Source organism: Salininema proteolyticum (assembly GCF_042685645.1).
GTDB classification, from domain to species: domain Bacteria; phylum Actinomycetota; class Actinomycetes; order Mycobacteriales; family Micromonosporaceae; genus Salininema; species Salininema proteolyticum.
This window is the reverse complement of the sequence record NZ_JBHUNX010000001.1, coordinates 1,163,624-1,181,285: the sequence shown is the minus strand read 5'-3', so window position 1 is coordinate 1,181,285 and position 17,662 is coordinate 1,163,624. Positions and strand designations below refer to the sequence as shown.

Here is a 17,662-nt window from a genome sequence, read left to right as displayed (position 1 = left end):
CCCGCATGAGCGAAACCATCCACATCGACGTCTGGTCGGACATCGCCTGCCCGTGGTGCTACGTGGGCAAGGCCCGCCTGGACCGGGCCGTCGCGGAGTTCGAGCACGGCGACCGGGTCGAGATCCGGCACCGTTCCTTCGAACTCGACCCGAACTTCCCGAAGGACAGGGTCGGGCCCGTCATTCCCCTCATCGCCGAGAAGTACGGCGCGACCGAGGAGCAGATCGAGGAGAACGAGGACCGGCTCGGATCGCTGGCCGGCGAGATGGGGCTCGACTACCGCACGCGCGGCCGCGACCACGGCAACACCTTCGACCTGCACCGCGTCCTGCACCTCGCCCGCGACAAGGGGCTGGAGAAGGAGGTCTGGGACGCGTTCTACCGGGCCAACTTCGCCGAGGAGGAGTCGGTGTTCGACAACTCCCGCGCCGCGGAGGTCGCCGTCGGAGCCGGACTTGCCGAGGAGGACGTCAAGGCCGTCCTCGACGACCCCGACGCCTATGCCGACGCCGTCCGCGAGGAAGAGCGGCGGGCCTCCGACCTCGGGGCGACGGGCGTGCCGTTCTTCGTCCTCGACGACCGCTACGGGATCTCGGGCGCCCAGCCCGTGGAGCTGTTCCGGGAGGCGCTGGACAAGGTCTGGGCCGAGAAGGCCCCGAAGCTGGAGAACCTCGGTTCCGGAGACGACTCCTGCGGCCCCGACGGCTGCGCCGTCTGACGGCGGGGAGACGGGGACCGGCCGTGCGACTGGTCCCCCAGCCGGCACGGGGCGTCGTTGAGCGCCCGCGGAACCATGGCCGGGAACGGCCTTGAAACCGTCGGTCCCCTCTCCTATTATTGCCGCCGACTCGCATTAGGAGGCGCCATGGACACCGACACCGCACACGACATTCCGAACCTGGTCATGGAGTGGGGGCGCGGCTGGTCCCGCTCCCGCCGCACCGAGCGGCCGACGCCGGTCGAGGGCGGGTTCCGCATCCACGTGGGCGACCGCGGGCACCGCGACCGCCACATCTTCCACACCTACACGCTCGATTCCCTGCGCTCCTGGGCCGAGCGGCTCGACGGCCCGGGGCAGTGGATCAAGGTCGCCGGTTCCCAGGAGGAGGTGCGAGAGGCCCTCCCCGACCATTGGCGGATCGACGCCGACGGCCACTACATGACCACGCGCCTGGTGAAGTCCGGGCACTCGCTCTCCCCCGAATACCGGATGGAGGTGGAGGAGTCCGACCACCGGCTCGTGGCGAAGGTCTACGACTCCGCGGACGAGGAGGCCGCCTCGGCCAACCTCGGGCTCACAGGCGAGAGCGCGATCTTCGACCGCGTCAGCACGTCGCCCGCCCACCGGCGCCGGGGACTCGGCACCGCGGTCATGGCCGAACTGGCCGACCGTGCTCTCGCCCTGGGCGTCTCGCGGGGCATCCTCGGAGCGACCAATGACGGGCGGGCCCTGTACGAGAGGCTCGGCTGGGTCGCGGTCGCCGAGCTGTCCGGGGCCTTCGTCCCCGAAGGGGACTGACGCGACGACCGAATCGGCGCGCCGGGCTTCCCGCCGGTGCCTTCGTCCCGGAAAAGGGCGGACTCCGCGTCCATATCGGCGTGCCAGGCCTCCTACTGTCGGCCTTCGACTCCGAGGAAGGCCGACGGCGGGTCCCGGACATCGCCGGGCGGCGCCCCGGCCGGGGGCGTCCCTCAGATGACGGCCCCCGGCTGCCCCTCGTCGTCCACGACCGGGCGTCCGGCGGCCTCCCAGTGCTGCATGCCCCCGGCGACGTTCACGGCGTCGACACCGTGCTGCCCGAGATACGCCGCCACCTGGGCGGACCGTCCCCCAACGCGGCAGATGACGTAGACCTTGCCGTCTCGCGGCGCGGCCTCGGTCAGCTCGCCGTAGCGGGCGGCGAACTCGGACATGGGGATGTGCAGGGCGTCGGGGGCGTGGCCCGCCCGCCACTCGTCGTCCTCGCGGACGTCCAGGAGAAAGTCGCCGTCGGAGAGCGCGTCGACGCCGACGGCGGGAACAGAAGAGCCGTAATCCATGTCCCGGATACTACCGCGCGAACCGGGCGCGCCCGATCCGTTCCGCCGTCGCACGGGCGTGAACCACCGCTCGTGGCGGAGACCGCGCCCCGGCCGGGATCCGGTCACCCCTCCGGCCAGATGCGCATGGCGATGTCCGCCATGGTGCGCAGCTCCTCCTCGCCGGCGCCGTCCACGGCCTGCACGGACATGCCCTGGACCATCGCGCCGAAATAGCGGGCGATCGCGTCGACGTCCCCGCCGCAGAGCCCGCCGCCCTCCTGTGCCTCCACGAGCCGGCGCCGGATCAGCCGCAGGGTCGCCGCGCGGCGCATCGCCGTCTCGGCGCAGACGGAACCCTCCCCGTCCTTGACCGCGAGCGCGGCGGTGGAGATCATGCACCCGCGCGGGTGCTCCCCCGAGGAGAAGGTCTCGGCGGCGCGGTGGAGGAACCGCTCTATGGCCTCTCGCGGAGGCAGGTCCGGGTCGGGGGCGAAGCCGTAGACCTCGGCGTAGCGGTCGAGGACCCGCCGGTAGAGCTGCTCCTTGGACCCGAAGGCCCCGTAGAGGCTCGGCGGGTTGAGGCCGGTGGCCTTCTGCAGCTCGGCCATGCTGGTCCCGTCGAACCCGTGCCGCCAGAACACCTTCATGGCGGCGTCCAGGACTGCCGCCTCGTCGAATTTGCGCGGTCGCCCGCCCGGTCCCCGTTGTTTCATAACGAACACTATGATACTCTCGCCCCACGTTTTATATCAACCACTACAAAACAGGAGTCGACATGTCGGACACCAAGACCGCACTGGTCACCGGGGGAACGAGGGGAATCGGGCGCGCCATCGCCCTGGCGCTGGCGGAGGACGGATACGGGGTCGTCGGACTCCACTACGCCGGGAACGAAGACGCCGCACGGGAGACGGCCCGGGAGATCGAGAAGAAGGGCGCCACACCGCTCCTCCTGCGCCGCGCCTTCGGAGACGACACCGTCGCCGCCGCGAAGGCGCTCGCGGCCGACTTCCTCGACAAGGTCGAGGGAGAGACCGGCGAGCGCCGGGTGCACGCGCTGGTCAACAACGCCGGCATCGGGGAGCCCCAGGGGCTCGGCGAGATCGACGAGGAGACGTACCGCCGGGTGGTGGACGTCAACCTGACCGCCCCGCTGTTCCTGACCCAGGAACTCGCGCCACAACTGGCCGACGGAAGCGGACGGGTCGTCAACATCTCGACGGGCTTCACGCGCATCGCCGCACCGACGCACGTGGCCTACGCGGCGTCGAAGGGCGCCTTGAACACCCTGACCCTGGCGCTCGCGCCGGTCCTGGGGCGCCGGAACATCACCGTCAACGCCGTCATGCCCGGCGTGATCGAGACCGACATGAACGCCGGCTGGCTGGGCGACCCCGAGGCGCGCGCCGGGGCGGAGGCCTACTCGGTCTTCGGGCGGATCGGGCAGCCCGAAGAGGTCGCGGAGCTGGTCGCGTACCTGGCCTCGGAGCGGAGCCGTTGGACGACGGGGCAGATTCTCGACGCGACGGGCGGCAGCGCCCTGTGACGGCGCGCCGGCCGGCCGGAGGGGGCACGCTCTACGGCCGCGCCGGTGTCCCGGAGGGCAGGAGGTCGAAACTCGACAAGTGCTCGCGCGCTATATGGCCGCGCCGGTGCTCCGCGGTCGCGGCCTACGCGGTGCGGCCGACGGCCCCACGGCCCGCGGCCTCCCGTGGTCTATTCTTCGACCTGTCCGCCGCTCGTCCCGGCGCGGCCGTGCCCCGCGGCCGCCCGGGGTCTACCGGAGGAAGCCGAGCCGGCCGTAGTCGCCGAACGCCTCGTCCACGGCGGAGTCGTCCAGTCCGTAGTGCGTGAGGTCGTACTCGTGGGCGCGGCGCGTCCCCGGTCCGGCCACCACTTCGGCGAGGTTCCGCTCCTCGTGCTCGGTCCAGGTCATGCCGAGGCGGGCGAAGAGCTTCGGCATCTCGCGGTGCGGGTCGGCCGAGAGGGAGTGGTATCCGACGTCGACGAAGCGGCCGGCGGATGCGGTGGAGCGGACGTCGCGTGCGGCGCCCACGCCCTCGGACAGGAGCCGCAGCCAGTCCGCGCCTATCTGCTCGGGGTCCCAGCGGCGGTTGTGGAGCGCCATGCCGGTCTCCACCAGGCTGCACCAGGAGCCCAGAACGGTCATGGGGTCGCGGTGGGTCCACAGGACGGTCGCGTCGCCGAACACTTCCAGAACCTTGTCGAGGTTGTAGAGGTGGAAGGGCGACTTGAGGATCCACCGGGTCCGGGGCCGTCCCCACTGGAGCACCTGGAGGACCTTCTTCAGGAAGCGGTAGTCCAGGGCGAAGTCGTGGGTCTTGAGCCATTCGAGGTAGCCGGGCACGCGGGCCCGCGTGTAGAACTGCGGGCCGTGGGGCAGGGCGAAGACGCACTCCTCGGGCTGGTGGGCGTCCATGGGGTGGATGAGGTTCCACATGGGCGAGGCCTTGCCGGCGAGGCGGGCCATCCGGGCGGTCGACTTGATCCGCTTGGCCTTCAGCGCGGGGTCGATGTCGGAGCGGTCGGTGTAGATGAGCTCCCACATGAGAGGGCCGCGGTTCTCTTCGGGCACCACGAGGATCTTGTGCGCCAGGGTGGTCGCGGTCCGGGGCAGCCCGACGACGAAGACGGGGCTCTCCACCGGCTCCTCGAGGATCGCGGGGTTCTCGGCGCAGATCCGCTCTACCCGCAGGTAGTTGGTGATGCGGCGTTGCAGGTCGTCGACCATGGCCTTCCAGCCGAGGGTGGAGAGGTCGTCGACGCCCGCGAAGTGTCCGAGCAGCAGCCGGTAGGACGCGATGAAGTCGGGGTGGTCGGCCGCCCGTCCGCCGGACTCCGCCTCGGCCTTGGCGACCATGCGGTCGAAGACGGCGTCGTGGCGCTTCATCTGGCGTGCGGTGGCGAAGGCGGTGACCGTGTTGGCGGCTCCGACCCAGGGGGCGACTCGTCTCATCGGGGTTCCTATGCGTCTCCGGAGGCTCGTGGCGGACAGGGAGATTCTTTCACATCCAGCGCGGCGGGCGTATCGGTGCCCGCCGGACCCTCGGCGGGGATGAGCCGCGAGAAGCAGCCCGCACCTCCCGCTCCGCCCGGTGCGGACCGGTTCGGGCGGGCCCCGCGCGCCGGTGCCGGCGCGCGGGGCCCTGGCGGCCGGCGGAGGGGTCCGCCATTCCCCCTGGTGCGCCCCTCCGCCGGCGGATCACCGCACCCGCTTCTCCATTCTCCTGAGCGCCTGGCCGATGCCGAAGGCCATGACGAACAGGGCGCAGTGGTCGGACATGTCCCCGCGGCGCCACTCCTCCATGAGGCCGGCGGTGATCGCGTGGGGCCGTTGGCCGCTGGAGAAGGCGATTTCGAGACCGCGGCGGGCCTGAGCGGGGAGGTAACGGGCCGCGTCCCCGATCTCGGAGGCGTCTTCGGCGACGCGTTCCTCGAGGATGACGGCGGCCTCGGGGCTCATCAGCCGCCGCCCCATGCCGGCGACGGCCTGGAAGTGGGCGTACGCCGAGCCGACAGGCGATCCGGCGGCCCAGGCCGGCTCGTTCGGCGTCAACCGGACCGGATCGCCCCAGAGGCCGTTCTCCAGGCGCTCGCGGAGGTCGTTCACCTCAGCGAGGCTCTCACCGGGCACGAGGTCCCTGGCGAGGGCCGCCTTGACGGAGGCGTAGAACGCGGCCTCCTGAGAAGGGGAGGAGAAGGACGGGTCGCCGGGGGCGACGAGGACGTCGACGAACCGGGTGACGACCTCCTTGGCCAGAAGGGTCCCCGTGTAGCGGGGGACCTCGCCCGGCTCGCACGGCGGCGGCCCGGAGGGGTCGCGGGCCCAGGCCGTGAGGGCGGCGTACTCAGCCGGGTCTTCCCCCTTGGCGATCCGGGTCCCCAGCTGATCGTCGGTCAGCAGGTCGAGGAACCCCGCATGGGCGGCGGTGCAGAAGGAGCAGCCGTTGCGCAGGGACACCGTGAGCGCGACGACCTCCTTGCCGACGCGTTCGGCGGGCCCGCCGACCAGCAGGGACTCTCGCAGGAGGGACCAGACGGGGGCGAGCAGCTCAGGCGCGGGCGAGAGCATCCGGACGACGGGCCCGGCGGTGCCGAGCTCGGTCTCCGACCGGGAATAGACGGCGGCGACAGGCCCCTCCGCGCGGGAGGGACGAACCGGGGTGACGTGCTGGACTCTGGCGTTCATGGCGGCTCCTCGGACGTTGTTTCCCATGACGTCCGACGCTACGGGCCGCGGCGGCCGGGGGCATCTGCCCCGCGGCCGAAATCGCCGCTACTCCCCTTGCACGACAACGCGGTCCGCCGTACTCCCCCAGCGGTACGGAATCAGGCGAGCCCGGGAATGACCGCCAGGGCGATCGAGAAGTAGATCAACAGCCCGGTGGCGTCGCAGAGCGTGGCGATCAGCGGCGCCGAGACGACGGCGGGGTCCACCCCGACCTTGTTCGCCAGCAACGGCAGCATCGACCCCACGAGGGTGGACCAGGTGCAGACGGCCAGGAGCGTCAGGCCGATCACCAGTCCCACGGCGGGGTCGTAGAGCAGGGCGACGATGGGGCCGCCCAGCGTCCCGAGCATCAGGCCGAGGGTGAGCCCCACCCGGCCCTCGCGCCACATGATCCGCAGCGCGTCGGAGAACCTCACCTCGCCGACGGCCATGGCGCGGATGATGACCGCCGAGGCCTGCGCGCCCGAGTTGCCCCCGGTGCCGGTCAGGAGGGTCATGAAGAGGGCCAGGACGGGAGCGGCGGCGAGGGCGTCCTCGAAGCGGGACAGCACCGAGATGCTCAGCGTCGCGGCCGCGGCCAGGACCGTCAGCCACATCGCCCGCGAACGGGCCAGCCGGAATACGCCGGCCGCCAGGTAGGGCCGCTCCAGCGGGACGGCCGAGCCGAACCGCGCCGCGTCCTCGGTGTCCTCCTCCTCCAGGATCTCCATGGCGTCGTCGACGGTGACCAGGCCGACCAGGCGGCCCTCGTGGTCGACGACGGGGAGGGCGTTGAGGTTGGCCTCCTGGATGAGGCGCGCGGCGTCCTCCTGGTCGACGTCCGTGTCGACCTCGTGGTGCTCCAGTGAGACGAGGTCGGCGATGACGGTGTCGGGGTCGGCGGCGACGAGGTCGGGGAGGTCGACGACGCCGAGCAGCTTGCGGTGCCCGTCGGTGACGGGCAGGACGTCGAGGTGTCGGGGCCGGCTGCGGAGGGAGCGGATCCGCTCGATGGCCTCCGCGGCGGTCATGGTGGCGCGCAGGGACACGTAGTCCGGCGTCATGATGCGCCCGGCCGACTCGGGCGGATAGCCCAGGAGCTGGGCGGTGGCACGGCGCTCGGACGGCGAGAGCTGGGCCTGGAGCCGGGTGGCGACCGTGGCCGGGGCCTCGTCGAAGAGCTTGGCGCGGTCGTCGGCCTCCATGGAGTCGAGCAGGTCGCGGACGTACTCGTCCTTGAGGGCGTCGAGGAGTTCCTGCTGGTGGACGGGGTCGAGTTCTTCGAAGACCGCGAGGGCGCGGTCCTTGGGGAGCAGCCGGAAGCGCAGGGCCTGCTCGGTCACCTCCATACGGGGCAGCTCTTCGGCGAGTTCTACTGTGGAGATGTCGCCGAGGTGCGCCCGCAGGGAGGTCAGGGAGTCCACTGCGGCCGGTGAGATCGGTGCGGTGCGGTTGGTCATCAGCCACCTCTATCCGGGGTCGGGCCGTGCCAAGCAGCCTCCGGTGGACGGAGTCCGCGCGAGCCGGTTCGGGCATGCCTGCGTGCGGGCGCGACGGGGCGCCGGCGCGTTGCGTGTGCTGGCTATACCTTAGGCGGGTCGCAGGGCACGGTGAGAGCCATTGCGGGAATTTTCCGAGTTCACGTCGTACTCGCGACTATCTCCGGGGTCGTCGTTCACAGCCCCCACCTCCCCTCCGCGGGATTCGGCGCGCTGCGAGCCTGCCGGCTCGGGCGCCTTTCATTCGGTGCCTGGAACGAGGCCCAGGCGGGTGATCGCTCGCTCCGGGCAGCGGGACTGCCTCGGAACACGGTGGCCCTTCTCAGGGATGGATTCCAGTCCGGTGTGTCGGATCCGCCCGCTCGCGGGGCTCGGACGTCCCGGAGGGCGCCAGCCAGGCGAAAGGGCGGAGACGGCGTACCGGGGCGCGGGCCGCGGTCGCCGCCGACGGCGGTCAATCCCCTAGGGCCGGCCCCCGACCGGGGCCGTCAGTGAGAATTACTCCCCAAGGGTAGCAACAGGGCAGGGCCGCCGGCCGCATTCGACCCGCCGAGGACTCGCAGCTCACACCTTTCGGGGACGCGAAAGGGCCGGAGCGAGGAGCCCCGGCCCTTCCCGCGTTCACACTCAGCTGAGCTTGGCGATGATCAGCTCGCGGACGGCCTTGGCGTCGGCCTGCCCCTTGGTGGCCTTCATGACCTGGCCGATGAGCACGCCGGCGGCCTGGTGGGCGCCGCCGCGGATCTTCTCGGCGACCTCGGCGTTGGCCGCGATGGCCTCGTCGACGGCCTTCTCCAGCGCACCGGTGTCGGAGACGACCTCGAGCCCGCGCGCGGAGGCGACCTCGGCCGGACCCCCCTCGCCGGCGAGCACGCCGTCGATGACCTGGCGGGCCAGCTTGTCATTGAGCCTGCCCTCGTCGACCATGCCCTGGAGCTCGGCGACCTGGGCGGGAGTGACGGACATGGCGTCCAGTTCGAGGCCCGCCTCGTTGGCGCGGCGGGAGAGCTCCCCCAGCCACCACTTGACCGCCGACTGGGGAGCGGCCCCGGCAGAGACGGTCGCCCCGATGAGGTCGAGGGCCCCGGCGTTGTTCACCGAGTCCATCTCCTTCTCCGAGAGTCCCCACTCCTCCTGGAGGCGGGCGCGGCGCTTGGACGGCAGCTCCGGCAGGCGCTCGCGCAGGGACTCCACCCATTCGCGGGAGGGCTCCATGACGGCCAGGTCCGGCTCCGGGAAGTACCGGTAGTCGGTGGCCGTCTCCTTGGAGCGGCCCGGGCTGGTCTCTCCGGTGGCCTCCTGGAAGTGGCGGGTCTCCTGGTGGATCTTCTCGCCCTTGTCCAGCAGCGCCGACTGGCGGCGGATCTCGTAGCGGACCGACCGCTCGACCGAGCGCAGCGAGTTGACGTTCTTGGTCTCGGTTCGGGTGCCCCACTCCTCGCCGGGCTTGTTGAGGGAGAGGTTGACGTCGCAGCGCATGCTGCCCTGCTCCATGCGGACGTCGGAGACGTTCAGGGAGCGGAGGATGTCGCGCAGCTCCGTCACGTAGGCGCGGGCGACCTCGGGGGCGAGCGCGCCGGCGCCCGGGACGGGCTTGGTGACGATCTCGACCAGCGGGATGCCGGCGCGGTTGTAGTCGAGGAGGGACTCGGTGGCGCCGTGGATGCGGCCGGTGGAGCCGCCGACGTGGAGGCTCTTGCCGGTGTCCTCTTCGAGGTGGACGCGCTCGATCTCGACGCGGTAGGGCTTTCCGTCGACGCTGACCTCGACGTACCCGTCCTCGCAGAGCGGCTCCTCGTACTGGGAGGTCTGGAAGTTCTTGGGCATGTCGGGGTAGAAGTAGTTCTTGCGCGCGAAGCGGGTCCACTCGGCGATGCGGCAGTTGAGCGCGAGTCCGATGAGGATGGTCGACTCGATCGCGGTCTTGTTCGCCACGGGCAGCGCCCCGGGCAGGCCCAGGCAGACCGGGCACGTCTGCGTGTTGGGCTCGGCGCCGAAGACGGTGGTGCAGCCGCAGAACATCTTGGTGTTCGTGCCCAGCTCGACGTGGGTCTCCAGGCCGAGGACCGGCTCGTAGTCCTTGACGGCGGTCTCGTACTTGTTGAGTGCGGTCATCAGGCTTCCTCAGCTTCCGGTGCGGTCTCGGCCAGGATCGGGCTCTGGGTCGACTCGAGGGCGGCGGCGACGCGGTAGCAGACCTCGTCGCGCATGACCGGCCCCATGACCTGGAGCCCCACGGGCATGCCCTCGGACAGTCCGGCGGGGACCGAGACGGCCGGGCCGCCGTAGAGATTGGAGGGGATGGTGTACAGGTCGGAGAGGTACATCTGGTACGGGTCGGCGGTGCGCGACCCGAACGGGAAGGCGATGAACGGCGTGGTCGGGCTGACCAGGGCGTCGACCTCGGCGAACGCGGCCTCGAAGTCGCGCTTGATGAGGGTGCGGACCTTCTGGGCCTGGCCGTAGAACTGGTCGATGTACCCGGCGCTCAGCGCGTAGGTTCCCAGGATGATGCGGCGCTTGACCTCGGGGCCGAAGCCGGCCTCGCGGGTCTTCGACATGACCTGCTCCAGGGAGTTGTCGCCGTCGTCGCCGACGCGCAGCCCGTAGCGGACCGAGTCGTAGCGGGCGAGGTTGGAGCTGGCCTCGGAGGGCGCGATCAGGTAGTAGGTCGGCAGCGCGTAGGCGAAGTGCGGGGCGCTGATCTCCTTGACGGTGGCGCCCAGCTTGACCAGCTGCTCGACGCCGGCCTGGTAGGCCTCGATCACGCCGGGCTCGGCGCCCTGGGCCGAGCCCTCGGCGAACTCTTTGACGACGCCGAGCGTGACGCCGGACAGGTCGCCGCCGGAGCCCTCGCGGGCGGCGTCGGCGACGGGGCGGACGTCCTGCGGGATCGAGGTCGAGTCCTTCGGGTCGTGGCCGGAGATGACCTCGTTGAGCAGCGCGCCGTCCAGGACCGTGCGGGTCACCGGGCCGGGCGTGTCCAGCGAGGAGGAGAAGGCGATGACGCCGTAGCGGGAGTTGGAGCCGTAGGTCGGCTTGCCGCCGAAGGTGCCGGTGACGGCGCCGGGCTGGCGGATCGAGCCGCCGGTGTCGGTGCCGAGGGCCAGCGGGGCCATCTTGGCGGCGACGGCGGCCGAGGAGCCGCCGCCGGAGCCGCCGGGGATGCGGTCGGTGTCCCACGGGTTCTTGGTGGCGCCGAACGCGGAGTACTCGGTGGAGGAGCCCATGGCGAACTCGTCCAGGTTGGTCTTGCCCAGGATCGGCAGCCCGGCGGCGCGGACGCGCTCGACGATGGTGCCGTCGTAGGGCGGGATCCATTCCTCCAGCATCTTGGAGGAGGCGGTGGTGCGCAGGCCCTTGGTGACGAAGAGGTCCTTGACGGCGATCGGCACGCCCGCCAGCGGGGAGAGCTCCTCCCCGGCCTTGAGCTTCGCGTCGACCTCGGCGGCCTGGGCGAGCGCGCCCTCGGCGTCGACGGTCGTGAAGGCCTTGATCTCGCCGTCGACGGCGGCGATGCGGTCGAGGAACGCCCGGGTCACCTCGACGGAGGTGAGGCGGCCCTCGCGGATGTCCTCGGCCAGGGCGGCCGCGGTCTTGTCGATGATGCGTTCGGTCATTACTCTTCCTCGCTCAGGATCTGCGGGACGCGGAAACGGTCTTCGGCGGAGTCCGGCGCTCCGGCCAGGACGTCGTCGCGTTGGAGCGAGGGCTGCGGCTGGTCTTCCCGGAACACGTTGACGAGCGGCACCGCCTGCGAGGTGGGGGGCACCCCGTCGGTGTCGACCTCGGAGAGGGTCTTCATGGACTCGAGGATCACGTCGAGCTGGCCGGCGAAGGCGTCCAGCTCTTCCTCGGTGACTTCCAATCGGGCCAGGTGCGCCAGGTGCGCGACTTCGGCGCGAGAGATCGTGCTCACGGTTTCGTCCTTACGGGTTTCTCGTTTTGGGAAGACCCATTGATTCTAGGCCTGGTAAGGGGTGATCCGCGAGCGGGTTGCGGTGTGGCGGCATGGCGCACGGCCCGATCGGGCGGATGCGCGCTCCGCTCCGGTGCCGCCGAAGCGCTCCGCTCCGGCGGGCCCGTCGGGCTCATCCCGCATAGCCGACGACGAGCCACATCGCTCCCATGGCCCCGGCGGTGAGGAGCAGGGAGAGGCCCCTCCGGCTGGAGTGCGCCTGCGGCAGGACCTCGGCGGTGGCCAGGTAGAGGAGGACTCCGGCGAAATAGCCGAGGTAGAGGCCCGCCAACTCTTCGGGGACGACGAGGAAGGTGCCGAGGGCGGCGCCGACGACCGGTGCGGCGGCGTCGGCATAGAGGATCCGGTAGGCCTTCCTGCTCTCGTTGCCGTAGACGCTCGGCAGGGTGAAGGCGTTGAAGCCGTCGGCGAAGTCGTGGGCGATGACGGCGAGCGCGACGGTGAGGCCCAGGCTGGAGCCGACTTGGAAGGCCATGCCTATGCCGAAGCCATCGAGGAGGGAGTGGAGCACGAGGCCGGATCCGGCGAGGAGGCCGAGCCGCTTCACGCTGTGGGAGTGCGCCGGGTAGCCCTCCTCGTGGCCGGGGTGGCCCAGGAGGCGCTCGAGGACGTGGAAGGTGAGGAAGCCGGCGGCGACGGCGAGCATGGCGGCCGGTATGCCGTGGGGCTCTTGGGGAGCCTGTTCGAGGGACTCGGGGATGAGGTCGAAGAGGACCACGCCGAGCATGAGTCCGGCGGCGAAGGACATGACCAGGGCCCGGCCGCGCTTGATGCGGGAGGCGGTGATCCCTCCGAGGAGGGTCGTGCAGGCGGACACGAGTCCGAGGCCTATGGGGGCGAGGTGCTCCCACCCGGAGGTCGGAAGGGACATGAGGCCTCCTTGTTCGAGGATCCTTCACTATCGACGATGATTGTCGTTAGCCGTTTCCGACCAGCATGCACCACAGGGCGAAACATTCGGAGGGCGACCCGCCGAACACCAATATGAACCCCCTTCCCTTTCGTTGCGGACATGGTCTATGATGGTGGTCACTGGTTCAGGGAATAGACGGCGAGCTCCGGTCCTCCGGGATCGAGGCGAGCCGAAGTTCTGGTTTCCTTTCTGTTTCCTTGCTGATGTGCGAGCAGTGGGGCCCGCTAGCCGGGAACCGCTGCTTGTGGTGGTGTTCTATTGAGCCAGTAGGGGGTCGCGATTGGGTGTTGCGCGACCCCCGTTATCTTTTCCGGACACGGCGGACCGCACGGCCGCGCGTTCTCATCCCTCCCCGGGGCGCGCCGAACGGCCGGGCCCGCGAGCCCGGTCGGAATCGGAGAGTTCAGAGGCCGGCGTCCTGCAGGTCGCGGATGCGCTGGTTGTAGTCGCGCAGCCAGACGTCGAAGCGCACCGGGTCCATCGGGCGGGCGAAGTGCCAGCCCTGCGCCAGATGACAGCCCCAGTCCTTGAGCAGCTTGCGCGTCTTCTCGTCCTCCACCCCTTCGGCCACGACGCTCAGGTCGAGCGCCTTGGCCAGGTCGATGGTCGAGGAGACGATCGCGGCGTCGTCGTTGTCGGCGGTCAGGTTCGACACGAAGAGGCGGTCGATCTTGATCTCGCTGACGGGCAGGCGCCGGAGGTGCTGCATGGAGGAGAAGCCGGTGCCGAAGTCGTCGAGGCTGATGTTGACGCCCATGTCGGCGATCTTCTCCACATTGCCCACCACGCGGCGGGGATCGTCCATCAGGGCGCTCTCGGTGATCTCCAGGCGCAGCTTGGAGGCCTCCACCCCGAGGTCGGTGAGCCGGTCGGTCAGGTAGCCGGTGAACTCGGCCGACTGGAGGTCGCGCACGGAGACGTTGATGGCCATGCCCAGGTCGAACCCGGACTCCTCCCAGCGCTTGAGCTGGCGGAGGGCGATGTCCACGACGCGCTCGGTCAGCATGCGCATGACGGAGGACTGCTCGGCGGCGGCGATCAGGTCGGAGGGCTGGATGTGGCCGCGGGTGGGGTGGGTGTACCGCAGCAGGGCCTCGGCCCCCGTGACGCGGCCGGTGGAGAGCTCGATCTGCGGCTGGTAGAACAGCTCCACCCCGGGCGAGCCCGGCTCTTCGAGGGTGCGGCGGAGGTCGGCGAGGAGCATGATCCGCTGGGGCGAGGGGTGGTCGAAGTCCGGGGTGTACCGCATGTAGTTCGAGGAGCGCCGCTTGGCCTCCCGCAGGGCGATGTTGGCGTGCTGGAGGAGGGCCTCGAACTCCTGCCCGTCGTGCGGGTAGACGGCGACGCCGACCGAGGTGTCCACCTCGACGCTGAACTCCTCCAGGTTGATCGGGGCGTCCATGGCGGTCTTGATCGCGCGGGCGCATTCGAGGGGGTCGGTCATGCCGTCGAGCTCCGACCAGACGAAGGCGAACTCGTCCCCGCCGTGGCGGGCCAGGATGCCGCCGGGGCCGGCCTCGGCGGCGAAGCGCTTCGACAGCTCCTTGAGGACGCGATCTCCCGTGTCGTGGCCGAGGGCGTTGTTGATCTCGCTGAAGCGGTCGACGTCGATGACGAGGACGGCGAGCTTGGTGTCGGTCTCGGCGGCGTCGATGATCTTGCGGACGCAGCCGGTCTGGAAGCCGCGGCGGTTGAGCAGGCCGGTGAGGGCGTCGGTCTCGGCCTCCTTCTCCCGCTGAGCCATGACGCGCAGGAGGTAGTGCAGCCCGAACATGGGCAGGGCGACGGTCGTGACCATCCAGACGGAGGCGGTGGTCGCCATGGCGACGATCGGGGAGGCGGCCACTAGAAGGCCGCGGAGCTTCCACTCTCCCTTGGTCCAGCTGGCCATGTGCGAGTGCCAGGTCCCTCCGAGGCGGAGCGTCAGGGCTCCCGCGACCAGGCTGAAGCTGACCGCTCCCCAGGCGACGCCGGCGCCGATGAGGACGAGGATCTCGGCGGGGGCGCCGGTCCAGTGGTCGGCCGGGGAGAAGACGTCCCAGACGAACCAGGAGGCGGCGAGCGAGGCAGCGGTCTGACCCAGGTTGAAGACGAGCCGGGCGGGCGAGGAGCCGAGGCGGAGGCTGACGATGCCGACGGCTATGGCCTGCACGATGAGCGCGGGCACGAACGCCCACACGGCCATGAGCGCCAGCACGAAGGAGAGGGACACCAGCGCGGCGGCGGTGGAGTGGACGCCCTTCCAGCGGATCGGATCGTACTCGGCGATGACTCCGAGGAGCGCGCACACGATGAACGCCGCCGTGGGCTCCGGCAGCACGTCGGTGCCCGCCGGGCGGGTCACGACGGCGCCGACCACGGCCACGACCGCGAGGAGGCACACGAGGGCGAAGTACGTGTAGTACCTGCGCGGGTGCTCTCTCGGCGCCGTGTTGCGCATCAGAGTTGTCGCCATCCATCCTCCTGGTCAAGGCCCTGTGAGAACACCTTATCCGTTCCACGGCGGCGGCCCCCAGGGCGAGTCGAGCCTCATCCCCTCTCACGCACAGGATAAGTGCCATCACACTATCCCCTTGTCCCCCTTTGGAAACAGATAATGTCGTCGCTTCCCCCGCGAGAGTTACCATCTGGTGACAATTTATGAGGTTCCTTACCCGCACCGGGGCCGAACTATTTCCTACATCACATAGCGCAATTCACATTACAACGACATCCTGCGCGAACCCCGCAAAACGAAAGGAGCCGGGCGCGCCGACTCCAATCGTTATGAATTCGTTATTGTTTTGTGGCGCAGTCGAGTCGTGGCCGTCGACGGAAAGTGCGCGTCCAGTGCCGATTAGGCGTTTTCACAGGGCCGTAAGGAGTTCTCCGGCGACGGGAGGCCGTTCTCCAGCAGCTCCGCGAAACCCTCCCCGGACACGATCGGGACCTCCAGCTTGACGGCCTTGTCGTACTTCGATCCGGCCGCTTCCCCGGCGACGACGACCCCGGTCTTCTTGGAGACGGAGGAGGTGACCTTCCCGCCCCGGGCCTTGACCGCCGCGGCGGCGCTGTCCCTGGTGTGGCCCGGGATCGCGCCGGTGATGACCACCGTCGTCCCCTCGAGCACCTGAGGCTGAGAGTCGGCCTCGGACCTCTCCTCGCGCATGCGCACGCCCGCCTCGCGCCACCTCTCGACGATGTCGCGGTGCCAGTCGACCGCGAACCACTCCTTGACGGCCCTGGCGATGGTCGGCCCCACGCCGTCGATGTCCGCCAGCTCCTCCTCGTCGGCCGCGATGATCGCGTCGACGTCGCCGAAGTGGTCGGCCAGCGCCTGGGCGGAGACCGGCCCCACGTGCCGGATCGACAGGGCGTTGACGACCCGCCACAAATCCTTGGACTTGGCCTTCTCGAGGTTCTCGAGCATTTGCAGCGTCGTTTTCTTCGGCTCACCCTTTTGCGTGGCGAAATAGGTGACGACTTTCTCCTCACCGTCCTCCTTGCGTTTCGGAAGTCCGGTGTCCGGATCACGCACAAGCGTTTGAATGGGGAGCAATTCGTCCAATTCCAGAGAGAAGACGCCCGCCTCGTTGTCGAGCACGCGCTCCTGGGACTCGATCGGCTGCACCAGGGCCGTGGCGGCCACGAACCCCATGCCGTCGATGTCGAAGCAGGAGCGGCCGGCGAGGTACGACAGGCGCTCGCGCAGCTGGCCGGGGCAGCCCTTCGCATTGGGGCAGCGGAGGTCCACGTCGCCCTCCGAGGCCGGGGCCAGGTCGAAGCCGCACTCCGGGCACTTCTCGGGCATCCGGAACTCTCGCTCCTCCCCCGTCCGCACCGCCGCGACGGGGCCGACGACTTCGGGGATCACGTCGCCGGCCTTGCGCACGACGACCAGGTCGCCGACCAGGACTCCCTTGGCGCGCACCTGGTCGGCGTTGTGGAGGGTCGCGAACTCCACCTCGGACCCGGCGACGCGCACGGGCTCGAGCACGGCGTAGGGCGTGGCCCGGCCCGTGCGCCCGATGGAGACCTTGATGTCCAACAGGCGGGTGTTGACCTCCTCGGGCGGGTACTTGTAGGCGACGGCCCAGCGGGGGACGCGGGCCGTGGCGCCCAACGCGTTCTGGACGGCGATGTCGTCGACCTTCACCACCACGCCGTCGATCTCGTGGAGGAGCCCGTGGCGCAGTCTACCGTAGCGGTGGATGAAGTCGAAGACCGCGTCGACGGTGTCGACGGCCTGCCAGTACGGGCTGACCGGAATGCCCCAGGCCGCCAACGCGGCGTAGGAGTGCGACTGGCTGTCGGGCTCGAACCCGACGCGGACGCCGAGCCCGTGCGCGATGAAGCTCAGGGGGCGCTTCGCCGTGACCCCCGGGTCCTTCTGCCGCAGCGATCCGGCCGCCGCGTTGCGGGGGTTGGCGAAGGGGTTGGCCCCTGCGGCGACCTGGTCCTCGTTGAGCTTCGCGAAGTCCTCCACAGCGATGAAGACCTCGCCGCGGACCTCGAGCCGCTCCGGCACCGGGTAGTCGGGGTGCTCGGTCAGGCGCTGCGGCACCGAGTCGATGGTGGCGACGTTGGAGCTGACGTCCTCTCCGGTGACGCCGTCGCCGCGCGTGGCGGCGGAGGTGAGGCGCCCCTTCGTGTAGACGAGGTCGACGGCCAGGCCGTCGATCTTGACCTCGCACAGGTACTGAGAGTCCTTCATGTGCGGGGCCATGCGCTCGGCCCACGCGCGCACCTCGTCCTCGTCGAAGACGTCCTCCAGGCTGAGCATCCTCTCCAGATGGTTCACCGGGGCGAAGGCCTCGGAGAAGGTGCCGACCTGCTGCGAGGGCGAGTCGGCGCGCACCAGCTCGGGGTAGGACGTCTCGATGCCTATCAGCTCGTGCATCAGCCGGTCGAACTCGGCGTCGGAGACGATCGGCGCGTCGTCGACGTAGTAGCGGCGCCGGTGCTCGGTGATCTCCGCGGCCAGCTCCTCGTGCCGGACCTGCGCCCGGCTGAAGTCTGCAGTGCTCTCTGTGCTCAC

Annotated in this window: 14 protein-coding genes; 3 read left to right on the top strand and 11 right to left on the bottom strand. The window is 70.2% G+C overall.

What is annotated here, in order from left to right; translation table 11 throughout:
• The first annotated feature begins 17 nt into the window (after positions 1–17).
• Both ACFTE1_RS05565 and ACFTE1_RS05560 read left to right on the top strand, forming a co-directional pair.
• The gene (locus tag ACFTE1_RS05565; RefSeq protein ID WP_380625806.1) at positions 18–719 is read left to right on the top strand and encodes a DsbA family oxidoreductase; all 702 of its coding nucleotides are present in this window, start codon (positions 18–20) and stop codon (positions 717–719) included.
• 147 nt (positions 720–866) lie between these two features.
• Positions 867–1,520: a GNAT family N-acetyltransferase gene (locus tag ACFTE1_RS05560; RefSeq protein WP_380625113.1), complete on the top strand. Its 654-nt coding sequence runs from the start codon at positions 867–869 to the stop codon at positions 1,518–1,520.
• Between the two features lie 173 nt (positions 1,521–1,693).
• Here ACFTE1_RS05560 and ACFTE1_RS05555 read toward each other — a convergent pair whose 3' ends face one another.
• Both ACFTE1_RS05555 and ACFTE1_RS05550 read right to left on the bottom strand, forming a co-directional pair.
• On the bottom strand, positions 1,694–2,041 hold the full coding sequence (locus ACFTE1_RS05555) for a rhodanese-like domain-containing protein (protein ID WP_380625111.1): 348 nt from the start codon (positions 2,039–2,041) through the stop codon (positions 1,694–1,696).
• A gap of 104 nt (positions 2,042–2,145) precedes the next feature.
• A complete protein-coding gene (locus tag ACFTE1_RS05550) occupies positions 2,146–2,736 on the bottom strand; it encodes a TetR/AcrR family transcriptional regulator (RefSeq protein WP_380625109.1) in 591 nt (196 codons plus the stop codon).
• Positions 2,737–2,798: 62 nt separating this feature from the next.
• Here ACFTE1_RS05550 and ACFTE1_RS05545 point away from each other — a divergent pair, with 62 nt between their 5' ends.
• Entirely contained in the window at positions 2,799–3,569 is a 771-nt protein-coding gene (locus tag ACFTE1_RS05545) for an SDR family NAD(P)-dependent oxidoreductase (protein ID WP_380625107.1), read from the top strand.
• A gap of 231 nt (positions 3,570–3,800) precedes the next feature.
• Here the strand turns inward: ACFTE1_RS05545 and ACFTE1_RS05540 are convergent, their stop codons facing one another.
• The 9 genes from ACFTE1_RS05540 to ligA all read right to left on the bottom strand — a co-directional run bounded on the left by ACFTE1_RS05540 (position 3,801) and on the right by ligA (position 17,662).
• Positions 3,801–5,000 (bottom strand): sulfotransferase family protein, encoded by a 1,200-nt coding sequence (locus ACFTE1_RS05540; RefSeq protein WP_380625105.1) that lies wholly within the window; start codon positions 4,998–5,000, stop codon positions 3,801–3,803.
• A 246-nt stretch (positions 5,001–5,246) separates the two neighbouring features.
• Positions 5,247–6,233 (bottom strand): hypothetical protein, encoded by a 987-nt coding sequence (locus ACFTE1_RS05535; protein ID WP_380625103.1) that lies wholly within the window; start codon positions 6,231–6,233, stop codon positions 5,247–5,249.
• A 140-nt stretch (positions 6,234–6,373) separates the two neighbouring features.
• Positions 6,374–7,714 (bottom strand): magnesium transporter, encoded by a 1,341-nt coding sequence (gene mgtE / locus ACFTE1_RS05530; protein ID WP_380625102.1) that lies wholly within the window; start codon positions 7,712–7,714, stop codon positions 6,374–6,376.
• 666 nt (positions 7,715–8,380) lie between these two features.
• Entirely contained in the window at positions 8,381–9,868 is a 1,488-nt protein-coding gene (gatB, locus tag ACFTE1_RS05525; RefSeq protein WP_380625101.1) for an Asp-tRNA(Asn)/Glu-tRNA(Gln) amidotransferase subunit GatB, read from the bottom strand.
• A complete protein-coding gene (gene gatA, locus ACFTE1_RS05520; protein WP_380625099.1) occupies positions 9,868–11,373 on the bottom strand; it encodes an Asp-tRNA(Asn)/Glu-tRNA(Gln) amidotransferase subunit GatA in 1,506 nt (501 codons plus the stop codon). Before gatA ends, gatB begins: the two co-directional genes overlap by 1 nt.
• Positions 11,373–11,672 carry an Asp-tRNA(Asn)/Glu-tRNA(Gln) amidotransferase subunit GatC gene (gene gatC / locus ACFTE1_RS05515; RefSeq protein ID WP_380625097.1) on the bottom strand — a complete coding sequence of 100 codons (300 nt, stop codon included), beginning with the start codon at positions 11,670–11,672 and terminating at the stop codon, positions 11,373–11,375. Before gatC ends, gatA begins: the two co-directional genes overlap by 1 nt.
• A gap of 172 nt (positions 11,673–11,844) precedes the next feature.
• On the bottom strand, positions 11,845–12,480 hold the full coding sequence (locus tag ACFTE1_RS05510; protein WP_380625804.1) for a ZIP family metal transporter: 636 nt from the start codon (positions 12,478–12,480) through the stop codon (positions 11,845–11,847).
• A gap of 568 nt (positions 12,481–13,048) precedes the next feature.
• A complete protein-coding gene (locus ACFTE1_RS05505) occupies positions 13,049–15,100 on the bottom strand; it encodes a putative bifunctional diguanylate cyclase/phosphodiesterase (protein ID WP_380625095.1) in 2,052 nt (683 codons plus the stop codon).
• A 381-nt stretch (positions 15,101–15,481) separates the two neighbouring features.
• Entirely contained in the window at positions 15,482–17,662 is a 2,181-nt protein-coding gene (gene ligA, locus ACFTE1_RS05500; protein WP_380625093.1) for an NAD-dependent DNA ligase LigA, read from the bottom strand.